Below are 19032 nucleotides of genomic sequence, written 5' to 3'. Positions count from 1 at the left end.
TACGCGCGGTCCGCCCGACGGCGCGTACCCGGCCCGCGTCCCGCCGTGCCACCCGGTGCGGCGGGCCGGCCGTCGCCCTGCCGGCGGACGCGTGTCAGTCGTCAACGCACCGGTGTCGCCTCACCGTTCGCCACACCCCGGGACCGGTCACCCCGACCGGCCCCGGCAGCCCGTTCGTCCAGCACCGTCGTCCCCGCCCGGTGCGCCCCCCGTTCCAGCGCGCCGCCCCCGCGGTGGGCCCGGGTCGCCCTCATGGCCCGTGCCCCATCGTCCCGCTCTCCAAAGGACTACACCCATGACGGACCCGCACGACAAGCCCGCATCGGCGCCCTCCCTGCCGCACCCCGGCCCCGCCGGTGCGGTCGAGAGCGGCACGACCGGGGCGCACCCGATGCTCGGCGCGCTGTTCGCCGCCTGGGTGGACCGCACCCCGGACGCGCCGGCCCTCACGGACGGCCGCCGGACCTGGACCTACCGCCAACTGGCCGATCGGGCCGACCGGTTGGCCGCACACCTGATACGCCGGGGCGCCGGGCCCGACCGGGTGGTCGCCCTGGTCCTGCCGCGCTCCATGGAACTCATCGCCGCCGAACTGGCCGTCGCCCGAGCCGGTGCCGCCTTCCTGCCCGTGGACCCCGCCTACCCCGCCGAGCGCCGGGCCCTGATGCTCGCCGACGCCGCACCCGCCGTCACCCTCGACGACGCGGGCCGGGTCGGCGCGCTGCTCGACACCGACGGCGCGGCGCCCGCGGGGGAGCGCGACGGTGAGCCGACCGCCGGGGTCCTCGCCGGGGCCGACAGTGCGGCGTACGTCATCTACACCTCCGGTTCCACCGGCACCCCCAAGGGCGTGACGGTCACCCACCGCGGCATCGGCGGCTTCGTCACCGCCGCGGCCGAGCGGTACGCCGTGGGTCCCGGCGACCGTGTGCTCCAGTTCTCCTCGCCGAGCTTCGACGCCTCCGTGCTGGAGCTGTTCATCTCGGTGCTGTCCGGCGCCACCCTCGTCGTACCGCCGCACGGCCCCTGGCTGGGCGACGAACTCGCCGGTGTCCTGGACGAGCACCGCATCACCCACGCCCTCATCCCGCCGGCCGCCCTCGCCACCCTGCCACGGCCCGAGACCGGCACGGGGCGTCATCTGCGCACGCTGATCGTGGGCGCCGAGGCCTGCCCGGGCGGGCTCGTCGACACCTGGGCACCCGGCCGCCGCATGATCAACTCCTATGGTCCGACCGAGGCCACCATCGTCGCCACCTGGACCGGACCGCTCACCGCGGGCCGGGGCACCCCGACGATCGGCGACGCCCTGCCGCACACCCGGGCGTACGTGCTCGACGCCGCGATGCGGCCCGTACCGCCCGGCACGGACGGCGAGTTGTTCGTCGGCGGCGACGCGGTGGCCCGCGGCTACCTCGGCCGCCCCGGACTGACCGCCACCCGCTTCGTGCCCGACCCCTTCGGCCCGGCCGGGGCCCGGCTGTACCGCACCGGGGACCGGGTGCGCCGAACCCCCGAGGGTGAACTGGAGTTCCTGGGCCGCCTCGACCGGCAGGTGAAGATCCGCGGCTTCCGGATCGAGCCCGGCGAGATCGAGGCCGCCCTGCGCCGGGCCGGGGCCGTCGGCGAGGCCGTGGTCGTCGTACGCGAGGACGAGCCGGGGCACCAGCGCCTCGTCGGCTACGTCACCCCGGCCGGGCCGGTGCCCGCCACCGCCCCGGACCCGGCGGGCCCCGCGCCCCGGGCGGATCGCCCCCTGGACCCCGCGGCGCTGCGGGCCGCCGTGGCCGCGCGGTTGCCCGCGCACATGGTGCCGGCCGCCGTCGTGGTGCTGGACCGGATGCCGCTCACCCCGCAGAACAAGATCGACCGGCGGGCCCTGCCCGCGCCGGAGCGCACGGCCGCGGCCGGCCACCTGGCACCGCGCACCGACGAGGAACGGGCACTCGCGGCGATCTGGGCGGACGTCCTGGGCGTGGCCGAGGTCGGCGTGACGGACGACTTCTTCGACCTCGGCGGCGAATCCATCCTCGCCGCCCGCGCCCTGTCCCGGATCCGCGACGAACTGGGTGTCCGGCTGACCGTGCGGGACATCTTCTCGGCGCGCACCGTCGCCGCGCTCGCCCCGCTCCTCGCCGACCCCTCGGCCGCCGCGCCCACCGAGCCGATAGCCCCGGCCCCGCACGCGGACGGTCTGCCGCTGTCCAGCGCGCAACGGCGGCTGTGGTACCTGGACGAACTCAGCGCGGGCGGCACCGAGTACAACACCGGTGTCTCCCTGCGGCTGCGCGGCGCCCTGGACCCGGACGCGCTGCGCCGCTCCCTGCACCGCCTCGCCGCCCGGCACGCCGCCCTGCGCACCACCTTCGCCACCGCGGACGGGCAGGCCCTCCAGCGGATCGCGGCGGAACCGGACCTGCCCCTGCGCACGGCCGACGTCGGCGACCTGCCCGCGGAGCGCCGCGCCGAAGCCGCCGAGGACCTGCTCACCGAGGAACTGGGCCGGCCCCACGACCTGGCGGCCGGGCCGCTCACCCGCGCCCTGCTGGTCCGGCTCACCGACGAGGACCACCTGCTCCTGCTCGCCCAGCACCACATCGTCACCGACGGCTGGTCGGTGGGCATCCTGACCCGCGAACTCGCCGCCCTCTACCACGCCGAGACCACCGGCGAACCGGACGGCCTCCCGCAACCGGGCGTGCAGTACCCGGACTTCGCGGTGTGGGAACGGCGGCAGCGGACCTCCGGCGCGGACGCGGCCGACCTCGCCTACTGGAAGCGGCACCTCGCCGGACTCCAGCACCTGGACCTGCCCGCCGACCGGACGCGCCCGGCCGTGCGCACCACCGCCGGAGCCGCCCACCGGCACGCGCTGCCCGCCGAACTGGTGTCCCGGCTGCGGCAGCTGGCCACGGGACGCGGCACCACCGTGTTCACCCTGTACGCGGGCGCCGCCGCGCTGCTGTTCGCCCGCTACTCGGGCCAGCGGGACGTCGCGTTCGGCACCGTCACCACCGGACGCGGCCGGCGTGACCTGGAGGACGTGGCGGGCTTCTTCGCCAACACCGTGGTGCTGCGCGGCGAAGTGGACGAACGGGCCACCGTCGACCGGTTCGTGGAGACCATGCGCACGACGGTGCTGGACGCCTTCGCCCACGACGGGGTGCCGTTCGACCGGGTCGTGGAGGAACTGGCCCCGCCCCGCGACCCCAGCCGCACCCCGCTGGTCCAGGTGCTCGTCGTGCAGCAGACCGCGCTGCCCGTCCCGCCGTCCGCCGGTGCGCTGCGCCTGGCGGAGCACCCGCTGCCCCGCCCGGCCGCCCGCTTCGACCTGGTCCTGGAGTTCACCCCGGACGCGGACGGCGGCTGCGTGCTGACCGCCGAGTTCAACACGGACCTGTTCGAGGCGGCGACCGTGGCCCGCCTGACCGCACACCTGCACCATCTGCTGGAGGGCATGGCCGACGGCCCCGGCCGCCCGCTCGCCGAGCTGTCCATGCTCTCGGCCGAGGAGCAGCGCACGCTGGTGGACACCTGGAACCCGCCCGCCCGCCGCTCCGCGAGCACCGGACACGGCACGCTGCCCGAGCTGTTCCACGCGCAGGCGGCCCGCACCCCGGACCGTACCGCCGTCGCCTGCGGCGCCACCCGGCTCGACTACGCCGAGGTCGCCCGGCGCGCCAACCGGCTGGCCCGGCTGCTCGTCGCGCGCGGCGCGGGACCCGAGACCCTGGTCGCGCTCTGCCTGCCGCGCTCCGCCGACCTCGTACCCGTGCTGTGGGCCGTGCTCACCTCGGGCGCCGCCTACCTCCCCGTCGACCCCGGCTATCCGGTCGAGCGCATCCGGCTGATGCTCGGCGACGCCCGGCCCGCCCTGGTCCTCGCCACCCGCGAGACCGCCGCCGCCCTGCCCGACGACTGCGCGCCGCTGCTGCTGGACGAGTGCGACGACGCCGCACGGGCCGACGGCACGGTGTGGGCCGATACGGATCTCACCGACGCCGACCGGCTGCGGCCGCTGCTCCCGGACCATCCCGCGTACGTCATCTACACCTCCGGTTCCACCGGCCGGCCCAAGGGCGTGGTGGTGACCCACCGCAGCGTCGCCGCCCTGTCCGCCTGGGCGGGCGAGCGGTTCGCGGACGCCGGACTCGGCCATGTGATCGCCTCCACCTCCCTCAACTTCGACGTCTCGGTCTTCGAGCTGCTGTGCCCCCTGACGGCCGGCGGCACGGTCGAGGTGGTCGCCGATCTCCCCGCCCTCGCCGACGGCTCGGGCCCCCGGCACGCCGGGCTGCTCAGCGGGGTGCCCTCCGTCGTCTCCCGCCTGATCGCGGGCGGTACGGCGCCGCTGGCCGCGGACACCGTCGTCCTCGCCGGTGAGGCCCTCCCCGCGCAGACCGTGCAGGATCTGCGCGCCGCCATGCCCGCGGCCCGTATCGCCAACATCTACGGCCCCACCGAGGCCACCGTCTACGCCACCGCCTGGTTCGCCGGCGACCGGCTGCCCGACCAGGCCCCGCCCATCGGCGAACCGGTCGCGCTCACCCGGGCCTACGTCCTCGACGGCTGCCTGCGGCCCCAGCCGGCCGGCGTCACCGGCGAGCTGTACCTCGGCGGCGCCGGTCTGGCCCGCGGCTATCTGCGCCGCCCCGGACTGACCGCCGCCCGGTTCGTCGCCGACCCGTTCGGCGCGCCGGGGGAGCGCATGTACCGCACCGGCGACCTGGTGCGCCGCGCCGCCGACGGCGGGCTCGAATACGTGGGCCGGATCGACCAGCAGGTCAAGGTGCGCGGCTTCCGCATCGAACTGGGCGAGGTGGAGGAGGCGCTGCGCGGCTGCGCGGGCGTCGCCGAGGCCGCCGCCACCGCCGTCACCGGCGAGGGCGAGAACCACCGGCGCCTGGTCGGCTACGTCGTCCCGGCCGCCGGCGAGCCGGTGGAACCGGAGGCCGTACGCCGGGAACTCGGCCGCACCCTGCCCGACTACATGGTCCCCTCGACGGTCGTCGTACTGGACGGCCTGCCGCTCAGCCCGAACGGCAAGGTCGACCGCGCCAAGCTCCCCGATCCGGGCCCCGCCGTGCGCGCCGTACGGCATGTCGCGCCCCGCACGCCCACCGAGCGCGCCCTCGCCGCGATCTGGGCGGAGGTGCTGCGCGCGGAACGCATCGGCGTGGACGACAACTTCTTCGAGCTCGGCGGCGACTCGATCCTCAGCATCCAGGTCGTGGCCCGCGCCCGGCAGGACGGCCTGCCGCTGACCTCGCGGGACATCTACCAGCACCAGACGGTCGCCGCCCTGGCCCGCTGCGCGGATGCCGCGGGGCGGCTCGGCGAGGCCGCCCCCGCGCCGGAGGAGGCCACCGGCACGGCCCCGCTGACGCCCATCCAGCACTGGCTGTTCGGCTCCGCCGTGCGCGACGCCGGGCACTTCTCCCAGGCGCTGTCCCTCCAGATGCCCGACGACCTGGACGCGGCCGCGCTGGAGGACGCGCTGAACGACCTCGCCGGGCACCATGACGCCCTGCGCTCCCGGTTCGCCGACACCGGCGGGCAGGGGCGCGAGGCCGTCTGGTTCATCGACGAGCGGACGCCCCGGATCCGGCTGGCCCGGCACACCGGCCCGGACACGGACACCCCCCACTTCGGGCCCTTCGACCTCGCCCGGGGGCCGCTGCTGCGCGCCGTGCTGCACGACAGCGGATCCGGCCGTCCGGCCGTACTGCATCTCGCGGTCCACCACCTGGTGGTCGACGGCGTGTCCTGGCGCGTGCTGCTGGAGGACCTCGACCGCGCCTACCGGGCCCGCCGCACCGGCGCCGACGGCGCGGCGGCACTGCCCGCGAAGTCCTCACCGCTGCGGCAGTGGGCCCGCCGGCTGGCCGCCCACGCGGCGGACGGCGGCTTCGAGGACGAGCGGGAGTACTGGACCCGCGCGGTCCCGGACACCGAACCGCTCGTACCGGCGGGTCCGGAGCAGGGCGCCAACACCTACGCCGCCCAGCGGGCGTTCACCGTACGGCTGGCCCCCGAGGACACCTCGGTCCTGCTGCACACCCTGCCCGACACCTACCGCACCCAGGTCAACGACGTCCTGCTCAGCGCCCTCGGCCGGGCCCTGTGCGGCTGGAGCGGCAGGGACCGGGTGGTGGTGGACGTCGAGGGACACGGCCGCGAGGAACTCTTCCCCGAGCTGGACATCAGCCGCACGGTCGGCTGGTTCACCACCCGCTACCCGGTCGCCCTCACCGTCGCCGGTGCGGACGGCTGGGACGCCGTACTCAAGCGCGTCAAGGAGCAGTTGCGCGCGATACCCCGGCACGGCCTGGGCCATGACGCGCTGCGCCACCTGGCCGGACCCGGCGGCGATCCCGGCACGCCACCGGCGCAGATCAGCTTCAACTACCTGGGCCGGATGGGGGCGTCGGCCGCGCCCGACGGGCTGTACCGGGGCACCGTCCGGCCGCTGGAGCTGGACGCCGACCCGGCGGCCGAGCGCCCGCACGCCCTGGAGGTCGTCGGCCAACTCGTGGACGACCAGCTGGAGTTCACCTGGTTCTACTCGGACCGGCTGCACGCCGAGGACACGATCGGGGAGCTGGCCGCGGGCTTCTCCGACGCGCTCGCGGACCTCGCCCGGTTCGCCGCCGGGGCCGGGGCCGCCGGGCGCACCCCCTCCGACTTCCCGCTGGCCCGGCTCGACCAGGACGCCGTGGACCGCCTCACCGGCACCGACCCGGCGGCCGTCGCGGACATCCTGCCGCTCACCCCGACCCAGGCGGGCATGCTCTTCCACGGCCTGTCCCAGGACGACCGGGGCGTCTACTTCCAGCAGCTCACCTTCGTCCTCGACGGCGTGCCCGACCCGGCGGCCCTCGCCGCCGCCTGGCAGGAGGTGACCGACCGCGCCGAGGTGCTGCGCGGCGGCGTCGTCTGGCAGGACGTGCCCGAGCCGCTGCTCGTGGTGCGGCGGCACGCGCCCGTGCCCGTCACCCACCTGGACTGGCGGGACCTGACGGAGCAGGAGCGGCGCACCCGGCTCGACGACGTCCTGGACCGCGACCGCGCCGAGGGCATCGACCTCGGGCGGGCCCCGCTCCAGCGGCTGCTCCTCGCCCGGGTCTCCGACACCGCGGTGCGCGTGGTGTGGTCCTTCCACCACCTGCTCCTCGACGGCTGGAGCCTGTTCCAGGTCCTCTCGGACGTCTTCGCCCTGCACGGCGGCGACGGCCCCGACGCCCTCCCGGACCGCCCGCCGTACCGGGACTACGTCGCCTGGCTGCGCGCCCGCGACACCGCGGAGGCCGAACGGCACTGGCGGCGCCGGCTCGCCCACCTGACCGAGGCCACCCCGCTGCCGTACGACCGCGAGCCGCGCGAGAGCCACCGCGCCGAGTCCACCCACGCCGTACGGGCCACCCTGCCCGAGGCCGCGGGCCGGGCGCTGGAAGAGCTGGCCCGGACCTCCGGACTGACCCTCAACACCCTGGTGCAGGGCGCCTGGGCGCTGCTGCTGGCCCGGCTGTCCGGCCGGGACGAGGTGGTGTTCGGCACCACCGTGTCCGGCCGCCCGCCCGAGCTGCCCGGCGCCGACGCCATGACCGGCCTGTTCATCACCACCCTGCCGACCCGGGCCGCCGTACCCGGCCACGGGAACCTGCTCGACTGGCTGCGCGCCCTCCAGCAGGACCAGAGCGAGGACCGGCGGTTCGACCACGTACCGCTCACCCGGCTGCGCGCCCTCACCGGACTCCCGGAGCGCGTCGGCCTGTTCGACAGCATCGTCGTCTTCGAGAACTACCCGGTGGACGACGACCTCGCCGCCGCCCACGGACTGCGCCTGAGCGGCCTGGAGGGCATCGAGACCACCAACTACCCGCTGAGCCTGACCGCTTACCCCGGCGAGGAACTGACCCTGCGCGTGGGCTACGACCCCGACCTGTTCGACGCGGGGACCGCCGAGCGGCTGGCCGAGTACCTGACCGTGCTGCTCACCGGGATGCCCGACGGCGCCACGCGCCCGCCCGCCCGGCTCCCGCTGCTCGCCCCGGACCGCCGCGAACAGGTGCTGCGCGCCTGGAACGACACCACCACCGACCGGCCCGCCACGACCGTCGCGGACCTCTTCGCCGCCCAGGTGCGCCGCACCCCCGACGCCGTGGCCCTGGAAGCCGCCGGCGAACACCTCACCTACGGCGAACTCGACGCCCGCGCCGCCCGGTTGGCCGCCCGGCTGACCGGCCTCGGCGTACGGCCCGAACGCCCCGTCGGCGTGCTGATGGACCGGTCCGTGGCACTGGTCGTCGCCCAGCTGGCCCTCGTCCGCACCGGCGGGGTGTACGTGCCGCTGGACGGCAGGGCGCCCGCCGAACGGCTGCGCCGGATGCTGGCCGAGGCCGGCGCCGGCCTGCTGCTCACCGACGCCGCCTGGGAGGAGACCGCCCGGGAGGTGCTGCCCGGCGACGGTGTGCTGCGCGCCGACGGCGCCCCGGACGCGGACGGCCCCGTACCCGCTCCCTCCCTCCCCGCGGTCCACCCCGACAACGCCCAGTACCTGATGTTCACTTCGGGCTCCACCGGCACCCCCAAGGGCGTCGCGGTGCGCCAGCGGGACGTCGCCGCCCTCGCCCTGGACCGGGCCTTCGAAGGCCACGACCGGGTCCTCGTGCACTCGCCGCACGCCTTCGACGCCGCCACCTACGAGGTGTGGGTGCCGCTGCTGCGCGGCGGCACCGCCGTGCTCGCCCCGCCCGCCGACCTGGACACCGCCCTCGTCCGCAGGGCCGTCACGCAGTGGCGGGTGAGCTGCCTGTGGCTGACCGCGGGACTGTTCCGGCTCCTCGCCCAGGAGGACCCCGGCTGCCTGCGCGGCGCGCGCGAGGTGTGGACGGGCGGCGAGGCGGTGCCGGGCGCGGTCGTGCGCCGGGTGCTGGACGCCTGCCCCGGCCTGACCGTCGTGGACGGCTACGGCCCCACCGAGACGACCACCTTCGCCACCCGCCGCGCCTTCCGCGCCGGTGACGCACTGCCCGCCGTACTGCCCATCGGCCGCCCGCTGGACGACACCCGCGTCTACGTCCTGGACGCCGCCCTCCGGCCGCAGCCGCCGGGCATCCCCGGCGAGCTGTACGTCGCGGGCGCCGGACTGGCCCGGGGCTACGCGGGCCGGCCCGGCGCGACCGCCGCCCGCTATCTCGCCGACCCCTTCGGCCCGGCCGGGGAACGGATGTACCGCACCGGCGACATCGTGCGCTGGAGCGCCGACGGCGAACTGCACTTCGTCGGCCGCGCGGACGACCAGATCAAGATCCGCGGCTTCCGCGTCGAACCCGCCGAGATCGAGGCCCGGCTCACCGCCCACCCCGCCGTCGCCGAGGCCGTCGTCTCCCTCTACCAGGACGCCGGACGCAAGCGGCTCGCCGCCCACCTCGTCCCGGCCCCCGGCGCCGAGGTGCCGGCCGCCGCCGAGCTGCGCGCCCACCTCGCGGACGGCCTGCCCGACTACATGCTGCCCGCCGCCTTCGTCACCGTCTGTGAGCTGCCGCTGACCGTCAACGGCAAGGTCGACCGGCGGCGGCTGCCCGCACCCGACTGGGGAGCCGGCGCCGAGTCGGCCCACCGGGCCCCGAGCACCGACACCGAACGGCTGCTCGCCGGGATCTGGGCGGAGCTGCTGGGCGTGGAACGGGTCGGCGTCGACGACAACTTCTTCATGCTGGGCGGCGACTCGATCCTCAGCATCCAGGTCGTCTCCCGCGCCCGTGCCGCCGGACTCACCCTCACCCCGCGCGACCTCTTCCGGCACCCCACGGTCGCCGAACTGGCCGCCGCCGACGGCTCGTCCGCGCCCGCCGTCACCGGCACCGCGCCGGTCAGCGGGGCGGTGGACCTCACCCCGATCCAGCACTGGTTCCTCGACCCCCGGCCGCCGCACGCCGACTTCTTCGACCAGTCCGTCGTCATCGAGGCGGCGGGACCGGTGGACGAGGACGCGCTGCGCCACGCCCTCACCGCCCTGTGGGCGCAGCACGACGCCCTGCGCGCCCGGTTCACCGCCGACGCCGACGGCACCTGGCGGCAGGACGTCCCCGCCGCCGACGCCCCGGCGCCCGAACTGCTCCAGGTCCACGGCCCGGGGGCCGAGCAGTCCGTCACGGCGGCGGCCCACGCCGGACTCCGGCTGGCGACCGGACCGCTGTTCACCGCCCGCCTGTTCACGGCCGACGGCACCCGGCCCGCCCGGCTGCTCCTCGTCGCCCACCACCTGGTGGTCGACGGCGTCTCCTGGCGCATCCTGCTGGAGGACCTGGAGACCGCCTACCGGCAGGCCCTGGCCCGAGAGCCCGTACGACTGCCCGCCCGCACCACCTCCGTCGACGCGTGGGTCGGCCGGCTGCGCGAGCACGCCGACGCCTTCGCCGCCCGGCTGGACCACTGGGAGCGGGCCGCCCGGCACTGCGCCGACCCGCTGCCCGTGGACGGCACCGGCGGCAACACCATGGCCGACGTCCGCGAGGTCACCGTACGACTGGACCGTGACCACACCGACGCCCTGCTGCGCCGCGTCCCCGGTGTCTACCGCACCCGCGTCGACGACGTCCTGCTCACCGCGCTCGGCCGGGTCCTCGCCGACTGGACCGGCCACGGCACCGTCGCCGTCGGCCTGGAGGGCCACGGCCGCGAGGACCAGCTGTTCGAGGACGTCGACCTGTCCCGCACCGTCGGCTGGTTCACCTCGCTCTTCCCGGTCGCCCTGACCGTCCCCGACGGCGACTGGGGCACCGCCCTGAAGACCGTCAAGGAGCAGCTGCGCGCCGTGCCCGACCGGGGCCTCGGCTACGGCGTCCTGCGCCACCTCGTCCGCGAGCCCCGGCTCACCGGCGCGCCCGAGCCCGCCATCAGCTTCAACTACCTGGGCCGCTTCGACTGGTCCGGGCCCGGGGGCACCCTGGTCGGGGCGGTGCCCGGCGGCCTGGGCGGCGCCGAGGCGCCCGGCACCGAACGCCCGCACCTGCTGGACGTGGTGGCCCGGGTCGAGGACGACCGGCTGGAGATCACCTGGTACTACAGCGCCGGACGGCACCACGAGGAGACCGTCACCGCGCTCGCCGAGGGCGTGCTGCGGGCGCTGGGCGACATCGTCGCGCACTGCGCCCGGCCCGAGGCGGGCGGCCGTACCCCCTCGGACTTCCCGCTGGCCCGCCTGGACCAGACCGCCGTCGACCGCGTCGCCGGGACCGGCCGGGACGTCGCGGACATCTACCCGCTCACCCCGATGCAGGCCGGGATGCTCTTCCACAGCCTGCTCGACCCGGCCGGACGCACCTACGTCAACCAGGTGCAGCTGGTGCTGAACGGGGTCACCGACCCGGGGGCGCTCGCCGAGGCGTGGCAGCACACCGCGGACGCCAACCCGGTGCTGTGCACCCACCTGGTGTGGCAGGAGACCCCGGAACCGCTCCAGGTCGTCCGGCACCGCGCCACCGTGCCCGTCACCCAGCACGACTGGTCCGGCCGGCCCGCCGACCAGTGCACGGACGACCTGGAACGACTGCTCGCCGAGGACCGGGAGCAGGGCATCGACCTGGGCGCCGCGCCCCTGATGCGGCTGACCCTGATCCGGCTGGCCCCCGACCGGGTCCGCCTGGTGTGGACGTTCCACCACGTCCTGCTCGACGGCTGGAGCGCCGCCCAGGTCTTCGACGAGGTCTGCGAGCGCTACGCCGCGCTGACCTCCGGGCGCCGCCCGCGGCCGACCGAGCGCAGGCCGTTCGCCGAGTATCTGCGCTGGCTCGCCGGACAGGACACCGAACGGGCCGAACGGCACTGGCGGGCCGCCCTCGCCGGCTTCCAGGCCCCCACCGAACTGCCCCGCGACCGGCGGCCCGCCGAGGCCCACCGCGCCTCCTCCTGCGGAACCGTGCGGATGACGCTGGCCCCGGACGTCTCGGCACGGCTGCGCGAGACCGCCCAGCGCTCCGGGCTCACCCTGAACACCGTCCTCCAGGGCGCCTGGGCGCTGCTGCTGGCCCGCTACGGCGGCGGCACCGACGTGGTGTTCGGCACCACCGTCTCCGGGCGGCCCGCCGAACTGCCCGGCGTCACCTCGATGGTGGGCCTGTTCATCAACACCCTGCCCACCCGGGCCCGCGTCGACGGGGAGCGCCCGCTGCTGGACTGGCTGCGCGAACTCCAGGCCGCGCAGTCCGAGGCCCGCCGCCACGACTTCGTCTCCCTCGCGCAGTTGCAGTCCTGGAGCGAAGTGCCCGGCGGCACCGGCCTGTTCGACTCCATCGTGGTCTTCGAGAACTACCCGTTCGACGAGAACGCGCTGGCCCGGCACGGCCTGTCCATGGAGCAGGAACGGGACCTGGAACCGACCAACTACGCGCTGAGCGTGGTCGTCGCGCCCGGCGAGACCCTGGCCGTGAACCTGGACTACGACCCGGACGCCTTCGACGCCGAGACCGTACGGGTGCTCGGCGAGAGCCTGCGCACCCTGCTGACCGGCATGGCCGACGACCCCGGCCGCACCCTCGCCGAACTGCCCCTGCTCGACGCGGCCGGGGCACGGACGCTGGTGGACCGCCTGAGCGGGCCCGTGGCCGCGCTGCCGCACGGCACCCTGCCGGAGGCGTTCCGACGGCAGGCCGAGCGCACCCCGGACGCCATCGCCGTCCGCCACGGCGACCAGTGCCTCACCTACGCCGAACTCGACGCCCGCGCCGACCGGCTGGCCCGCCGGCTCATCGCCGCCGGCGCCGGACCCGAGCGGTTCGTCGCCCTGTGCCTGCCGCGCACCGCCGACCTGATCGTGGCCCTCCTCGCGGTGCTCAAGAGCGGCGCCGCATACCTGCCGGTCGACCCCCAGTACCCGGCCGAGCGCGTCGCGTTCCTCTTCGAGGACGTACGGCCCGACGCCGTGATCACCGCCGAGGCGACCGCCGGACGGCTGCCCGAGGGACCGTTCACCCGCATCCTGCTGGACGAGGAACCGGACCCCCGGGTACCGGACACCCCGGTCGGCGACGGCGACCGCCGTACCGCCCTGCTGCCCGGCCACCCCGCCTACGTGATCCACACCTCCGGCTCGACCGGCCGCCCCAAGGGCGTCGTCGTCAGCCACGCCTCCGTCCTCGCCCTGACCGACTGGGCGGCGGCCGAGTTCAGCGGCCGGGGGCTCTCCCATGTGATCGCCTCCACCTCGCTCAACTTCGACGTGTCGGTCTTCGAGATCTTCTCCCCGCTGCTCTCCGGCGGCTGCGTCGAGGTCGTCCGCGACCTGCTGGCCCTCGCCGAACGCCCCGGGCCCTGGCGGGCCGGACTGCTCAGCGCGGTGCCCTCCGCCCTCGACCGGCTGCTCGCCGAGGACGCCGTACAGCTCACCGCCGACACCGTCGTCCTCGCGGGGGAGGGGCTGCCCGCCCGGACCGTGCGCCGGGTCCGCGACGCCGTCCCCGGCAGCGAGGTGCGCAACATCTACGGGCCCACCGAGGCCACCGTCTACGCCACCGCCTTCACCTGCGACCCGGCCGACCCCGACCGGGACCCGCCCATCGGCCGGCCCCTCGGCGGCGCCCGCGCCTATGTGCTGGACGAGCGGATGCGCCCGGTGCCCGTCGGCGCGCCCGGCGAGCTGTTCCTCGCCGGGACCGGTGTCGCCCGCGGCTATCTGCGCCGCCCCGGCCTGACCGCGTCCCGCTTCCTGCCCGACCCGTTCGGCCCCGCCGGCAGCCGCATGTACCGCACCGGCGACCGGGTCCGCTGGACGGCCGACGGCGACCTGGTCTACCTCGGGCGCGGCGACGACCAGGTGAAGGTGCGCGGCTTCCGCATCGAACTCGGCGAGGTGGAGGCCGCGCTGGCCCGCCACCCGGCCGTGGCGGCGGCAGCGGCCCGGGTGGTGGAGCAGGACGGCCACCGCCGCCTCATCGGCTACGCGGTACCCCGCGCGGCCGGTCTGCCGGACCCCGCCGAACTGCGCGCCTTCCTCGCCGGCAGCCTCCCCGACCACCTGGTCCCCGCCCTCGTCCTGCCGCTGGAGCGGCTGCCGCTCGGCGCCACCGGCAAGCTCGACCGGCGCGCCCTGCCCGCCCCCGAGCGGGCCGCACCGGGCGCCGGTACGGGAGCGGGCCGCCCGCCGCGCACCGAGGCGGAGCACACCCTCGCGGCCATCTGGTCCGATGTGCTGGGCGTGCCCGAAGTGGGAGCCGACGACAACTACTTCATGCTCGGCGGCGACTCCATCCTCGGCATCCAGATCGTCTCCGCCGCCCGCCGGGCCGGGCTCGCCCTGAACCCCCGGCACCTGTTCACCCACCAGACCCTCGCCGAACTCGCCGCCGCGGCCGAGCGGTTGCCGGACGGCGCCGCGTCCGCCGGTGCCGAGCAGGGCCCGGTGACCGGCGAGGTCCCGCTCACCCCCGTACAGCACTGGCTGCTCGACACGCTCACCGGGGACCCCGCGCACTTCAGCCAGACCGTCTCCTACGAACTGGCCGAGGACCCCGACGAGACGGTGCTGCGGGCCGCGCTGGCCGCCGTACTGGAGCACCACGACGCGCTGCGGCACCGCTTCGAGGCGGCCGGGGACGGCCGGTGGCGGCAGTACGGCACCGCGCCCGGCGACACCGTCCCGCACCTGGAGGTGCACCGGGACGCGGAGCCCCGCGAGGTGGCCGCCGCCCTCGGCGCCGGGTTCGACCTGGCCCACGGGCCGCTGCTGCGCGCCGCCCTGTGCCGGACGGGCGGCGCCGGACGGCCGGTGCTGCTGCTCGCCGCCCACCACCTCGTCGTGGACGCCGTGTCCTGGCGGCTGGTCCTGGAGGACCTGGAGAGCGCCTACCGTGCCCTGCGGGACGGGGAACGGCCCGGACTCGGCGCCAAGAGCACCTCGTTCCAGGCGTGGGCCAGGCGGCTCGCCGAGCACACCGAGGCGGGCGGCTTCGACGCCGAACTCGGCCACTGGCGGGGCGTCGACACCGGGACCACCCTGCCGGCCGACCACACCGGCGGCGCGAACACCGTCGCCGTCGAGGAGAGCCTGACCGCCGGACTCGACGCCGAGGAGACCCGCCGCCTGCTCCAGGACGTCCCGGACGTCTACCGCACCCGCGTCAACGACGTCCTGCTCACCGCGCTGGGCCGGGTCCTGGCCCGCTGGACCGGCCGGGACCGGGTGGCGGTCACCCTGGAGGGCCACGGCCGCGAGGAACTCTTCGCCGGCACGGACCTCGCCCGCACCACGGGCTGGTTCACGACCGTGTACCCGGTCGCCCTGGACGTGCCCCGGGACGCCGGTACCGGCGCCGTGCTGAAGTCCGTCAAGGAGAACCTGCGGGCCGTACCGAACGGTGGCCTCGGCTACGGCGCGCTGCGCCATCTGCACCCGACGGCGGGCGCCGGACTGCCCGGTCTGCCGCAGGTGTGCTTCAACTACCTCGGCCGGCAGGACCGCACCGCCGCACCCGGCGGCCTGCTGGGCGCGCCCCACGGCGACGGCCTCTCCGGCGGCATGGACCGCACGGCGGACCGCCCCCACCTGCTGGACGTCCTCGGCCGGGTCACCGGCGACCGGCTGGAGTTCACCTGGTCGTACTCCCGCGAGGTGCACCGGCCGCAGACCGTCGCCCGGCTCGCGGCCGAACTGGCCGACGAACTGCGCGCGATCGTCCGGCACTGCGCCGAACCCGGCGCGGGCGGCCGTACACCCTCCGACTTCCCGCTCGCGCCATTGGACCAGACCGCTGTCGACCGCCTGGTCGGCAGCGGGGCGGACGTCACGGACGTGTACCCGCTCACACCCACCCAGACCGGCATGGTGATGCACGGCCTGGACGAGGCCGAACACGGCCTGTACGTCGAGCAGATCACCTTCGTGGCCGACGGCGCCCGCGACCCGGGCACCCTGGCCGCCGCCTGGCAGCACGTCGTCGACCGCACCCCCGTGCTGCGCACCTCCGTCGCCCTGCACGGCGTGCCCGTACCGCTCCAGCTCGTCCACCGGGACGCGACCCTGCCGGTCACCGAGCACGACTGGAGCACACTGCCGAAGGACCGGCGGGAGGCGGAGCTGGAGCGGCTGCTCGCCGACGAACGGGCCCGGGGCCTCGCCCTGGAGCACGCCCCGCTGCTGCGGCTCGCCCTGGTCCGGCTCGGTCCGGACGCGGTACGGGTCGTGTGGACCTTCCACCACGTCCTGCTGGACGGCTGGAGCGTCTTCCACGTCCTGGCCGACGTGATGGCCGCGCACGAGGCCCTGGTCCGGGGCGAGCGGCCCCGGCTGCCCGAGCGCCGCCCGTTCGCCGACTACGCCGCCTGGCTGGCCGCCCGGGGCTCCGGCCCCGCCGAGGACCACTGGCGGGCCGTCCTGTCCGGCCTGCGCACACCGACCCCGCTGCCGTACGACCGCAGGCCCGCCCCCGGCACCACGGCCCGCTCGGGCACCTGGCTGTCGCAGCGGCTCGGCACCGAGGAGACCCGCAGGCTCCAGGAGTTCGCGCGCCGGCACCGGCTCACCCTGAACACCCTGGTGCAGGGCGTCTGGGCGCTGCTGCTGGCCCGGTGGAGCGGGGAGGCGGAGGTGTGCTTCGGCACCACCGTCTCCGGACGGCCCGCCGACCTGCCCGGCGCCGACACCATCACCGGCCTGTTCATCACCACGCTGCCCGCCCGGATCGCCGTCGACGGCGGCGCGCCCGCGGCCGGCTGGCTGCGCGCGGTGCAGGAGGCGCGGGCGGAGGACCGGCGCCACGACCACCTGCCCCTCAACGCACTGCGCTCCCTCACCGAACTGCCGTCCGGCACCGGCCTGTTCGACAGCCTGGTGGTCTTCGAGAACTATCCGGTCGGCGACGCGACCGCGGGCGCCCACGGGCTCGCCCTGCGCGACCTGGACGCCCGGGAGGCCACCAACTACCCGCTCACCGTGGTCGTCTCGCCCGGCGACCGGCTCGCCGTCGAACTCGGTTACGACCCGCGGTGCTTCGACGCGGACACCGCCGACTCGCTCGCCGCGCAGCTGCTGCACACCCTGCACACCCTGGCCGGCACGGACGGCGCCGTCCGCCTCGACGATGTCGACGTACTGCCGCCCGCCCAGCGCGAGCGGCTGCTGCGCGGGCCCTCCCGCCCGGCCTGCGGCGCGGTGCCCGCCGTCACCCTGCCCGCCCTCGTGGAGGCCGCCGTCGACCGCCGCCCGGACGCCCCGGCGCTCGCCGCGTCCGGCTCCCTGCTCACCTTCGCCGAGGCGGAGGCGCGGGCCAACCGGCTGGCGCACCGGCTCATCGCCCGGGGCGCCGGACCCGGCGACGTCGTCGCGCTGCTGCTGCCCCGCTCCGTGGACATGGTGCTGGCCCAGCTGGCGGTGACCAAGGCGGGTGCCGCGTTCCTGCCCGTGGACCCCGCCTACCCCGAGGAGCGGATCGCGCTGATGCTGCGCGACGCGGCCCCCGCCCTCACCCTCGACGCCAAGGAGATCGCCGGGCTGCTCGCCGCGCCGCCGGACGAGGTCCCCGGACACCGGCCCGGCGACGCCGACCGGACCCGCCCGCTGGACCTGGACGACCCGGCCTACGTCATCTACACCTCCGGCTCCACCGGCACCCCGAAGGGGGTCGTGGTCACCCATCGCGGGCTCGCCGCGTTCGCCGCCGCCGAGGCCGCCCACTACCAGGTGGCCGAGGGCGACCGGGTGCTGGCCTTCGCCACCCCCAGCTTCGACGCCTCCGTGCTGGAGCTGTGCATGTCCCTGCCGCACGGCGCCAGGCTCGTCGTCCCCCGGCCCGGACCGCTGCTCGGCGCCGAACTGGCCGACGTCCTGCGGGCCGAGCGCATCACCCACACCCTGCTGCCCCCGGCCGCGCTCGCCACCCTGCCCGCCGGCACGCCCGGCACCCTGCCGGACCTCAAGACCCTCATCGTCGGCGCCGAGGCGTGCGGCGCCGACCTCGTGGCCCGCTGGGCGCCGCACCACCGCATGGTCAACTCCTACGGCCCCACCGAGGCCACCGTCGTCGCCACCTGGTCGGCACCGCTGACGGCGGACGGCGGCGCACCCCCCATCGGGCGCCCGCTGCCCGCCACCGGCGCCTACGTCCTCGACGCCCGGCTGCGGCCGGTCCCCGACGGTGTCGCGGGCGAACTCTGGCTGTCCGGACCGGTGCTGGCCCGCGGCTACCTCGGCCGCCCGGGACTGACCGCCGCCCGGTTCCGCGCCGACCCGTTCGGGCCGCCCGGCAGCCGCATGTACCGCACCGGCGACCTGGTGCGCCGCGACAGCGGGGGCGAACTGCACTACCTGGGGCGCACCGACCACCAGCTCAAGCTGCGCGGCCACCGCATCGAGGCGGGCGAGGTGGAGGCGACCCTGGTACGCCACCCGGACGTGCTGGACGCCGTGGTGACCGTACGCGAGGACGAACCCGGCCTGCCGCGCCTGGTCGCCCACCTGCTCACGGCCCCCGGCGCCGAACCCCCGGCCCCGGCCGAACTGCGGGCGCTGGCCGCCCGGTTCCTGCCCGGCCACATGGTCCCGTCGGCGTTCGTGGCGCTGGAGCGCTTCCCGCTCACCGAGAACGGCAAGACCGACCGGGCGGCCCTGCCCGCACCGGCACCGGACACCGAGGAACGGGACCGGCCCGAGTACGTGGCACCGCGCACCCCCACCGAGGAGGCACTGGCGGACATCTGGGAGGAGACCCTGGGGACGTCCGTCGGCGCCGAGGACGACTACTTCCTGCTCGGCGGCGACTCCATGCGCGCCCTGCTCATCGCCTCCCGCGCCAACGACGCGTTCGCCATCACGCTGACCCCCCGGGACGTCCTGGTCTCCCGCACCGTCGCCGCCCTGGCGCTCCTGGTGGAGGAGCAGATCCTCAGCGAGTTCGAGGACGCCGCGTACGGCGACGACGACCACGGCACCGGATACGACGGCGCCGACGGCCAGGGCACCGGCCACGAGGACGCCGCGTTCGGCGGCCACGACGACGAAGACGCCGCGCTCGGCGGCAACGACCACGAACGGTGAGG

General features: G+C 76.2%; 1 protein-coding gene. It reads left to right on the top strand.

Going from position 1 to position 19032, the window contains the following annotated elements; translation table 11 throughout:
* Window positions 1-295: 295 nt before the first annotated feature.
* Entirely contained in the window at window positions 296-19030 is an 18735-nt protein-coding gene (locus QHG49_RS00995; RefSeq protein WP_301486885.1) for a non-ribosomal peptide synthetase, read from the top strand.
* Window positions 19031-19032 lie beyond the last annotated feature (2 nt).

Origin of the sequence: Streptomyces sp. WP-1 (assembly GCF_030450125.1) — a bacterium.
Lineage (GTDB): Bacteria > Actinomycetota > Actinomycetes > Streptomycetales > Streptomycetaceae > Streptomyces > Streptomyces incarnatus.
Note: the sequence above shows the minus strand (reverse complement) of the source record. Positions and strands in the feature narration are given on the sequence as shown.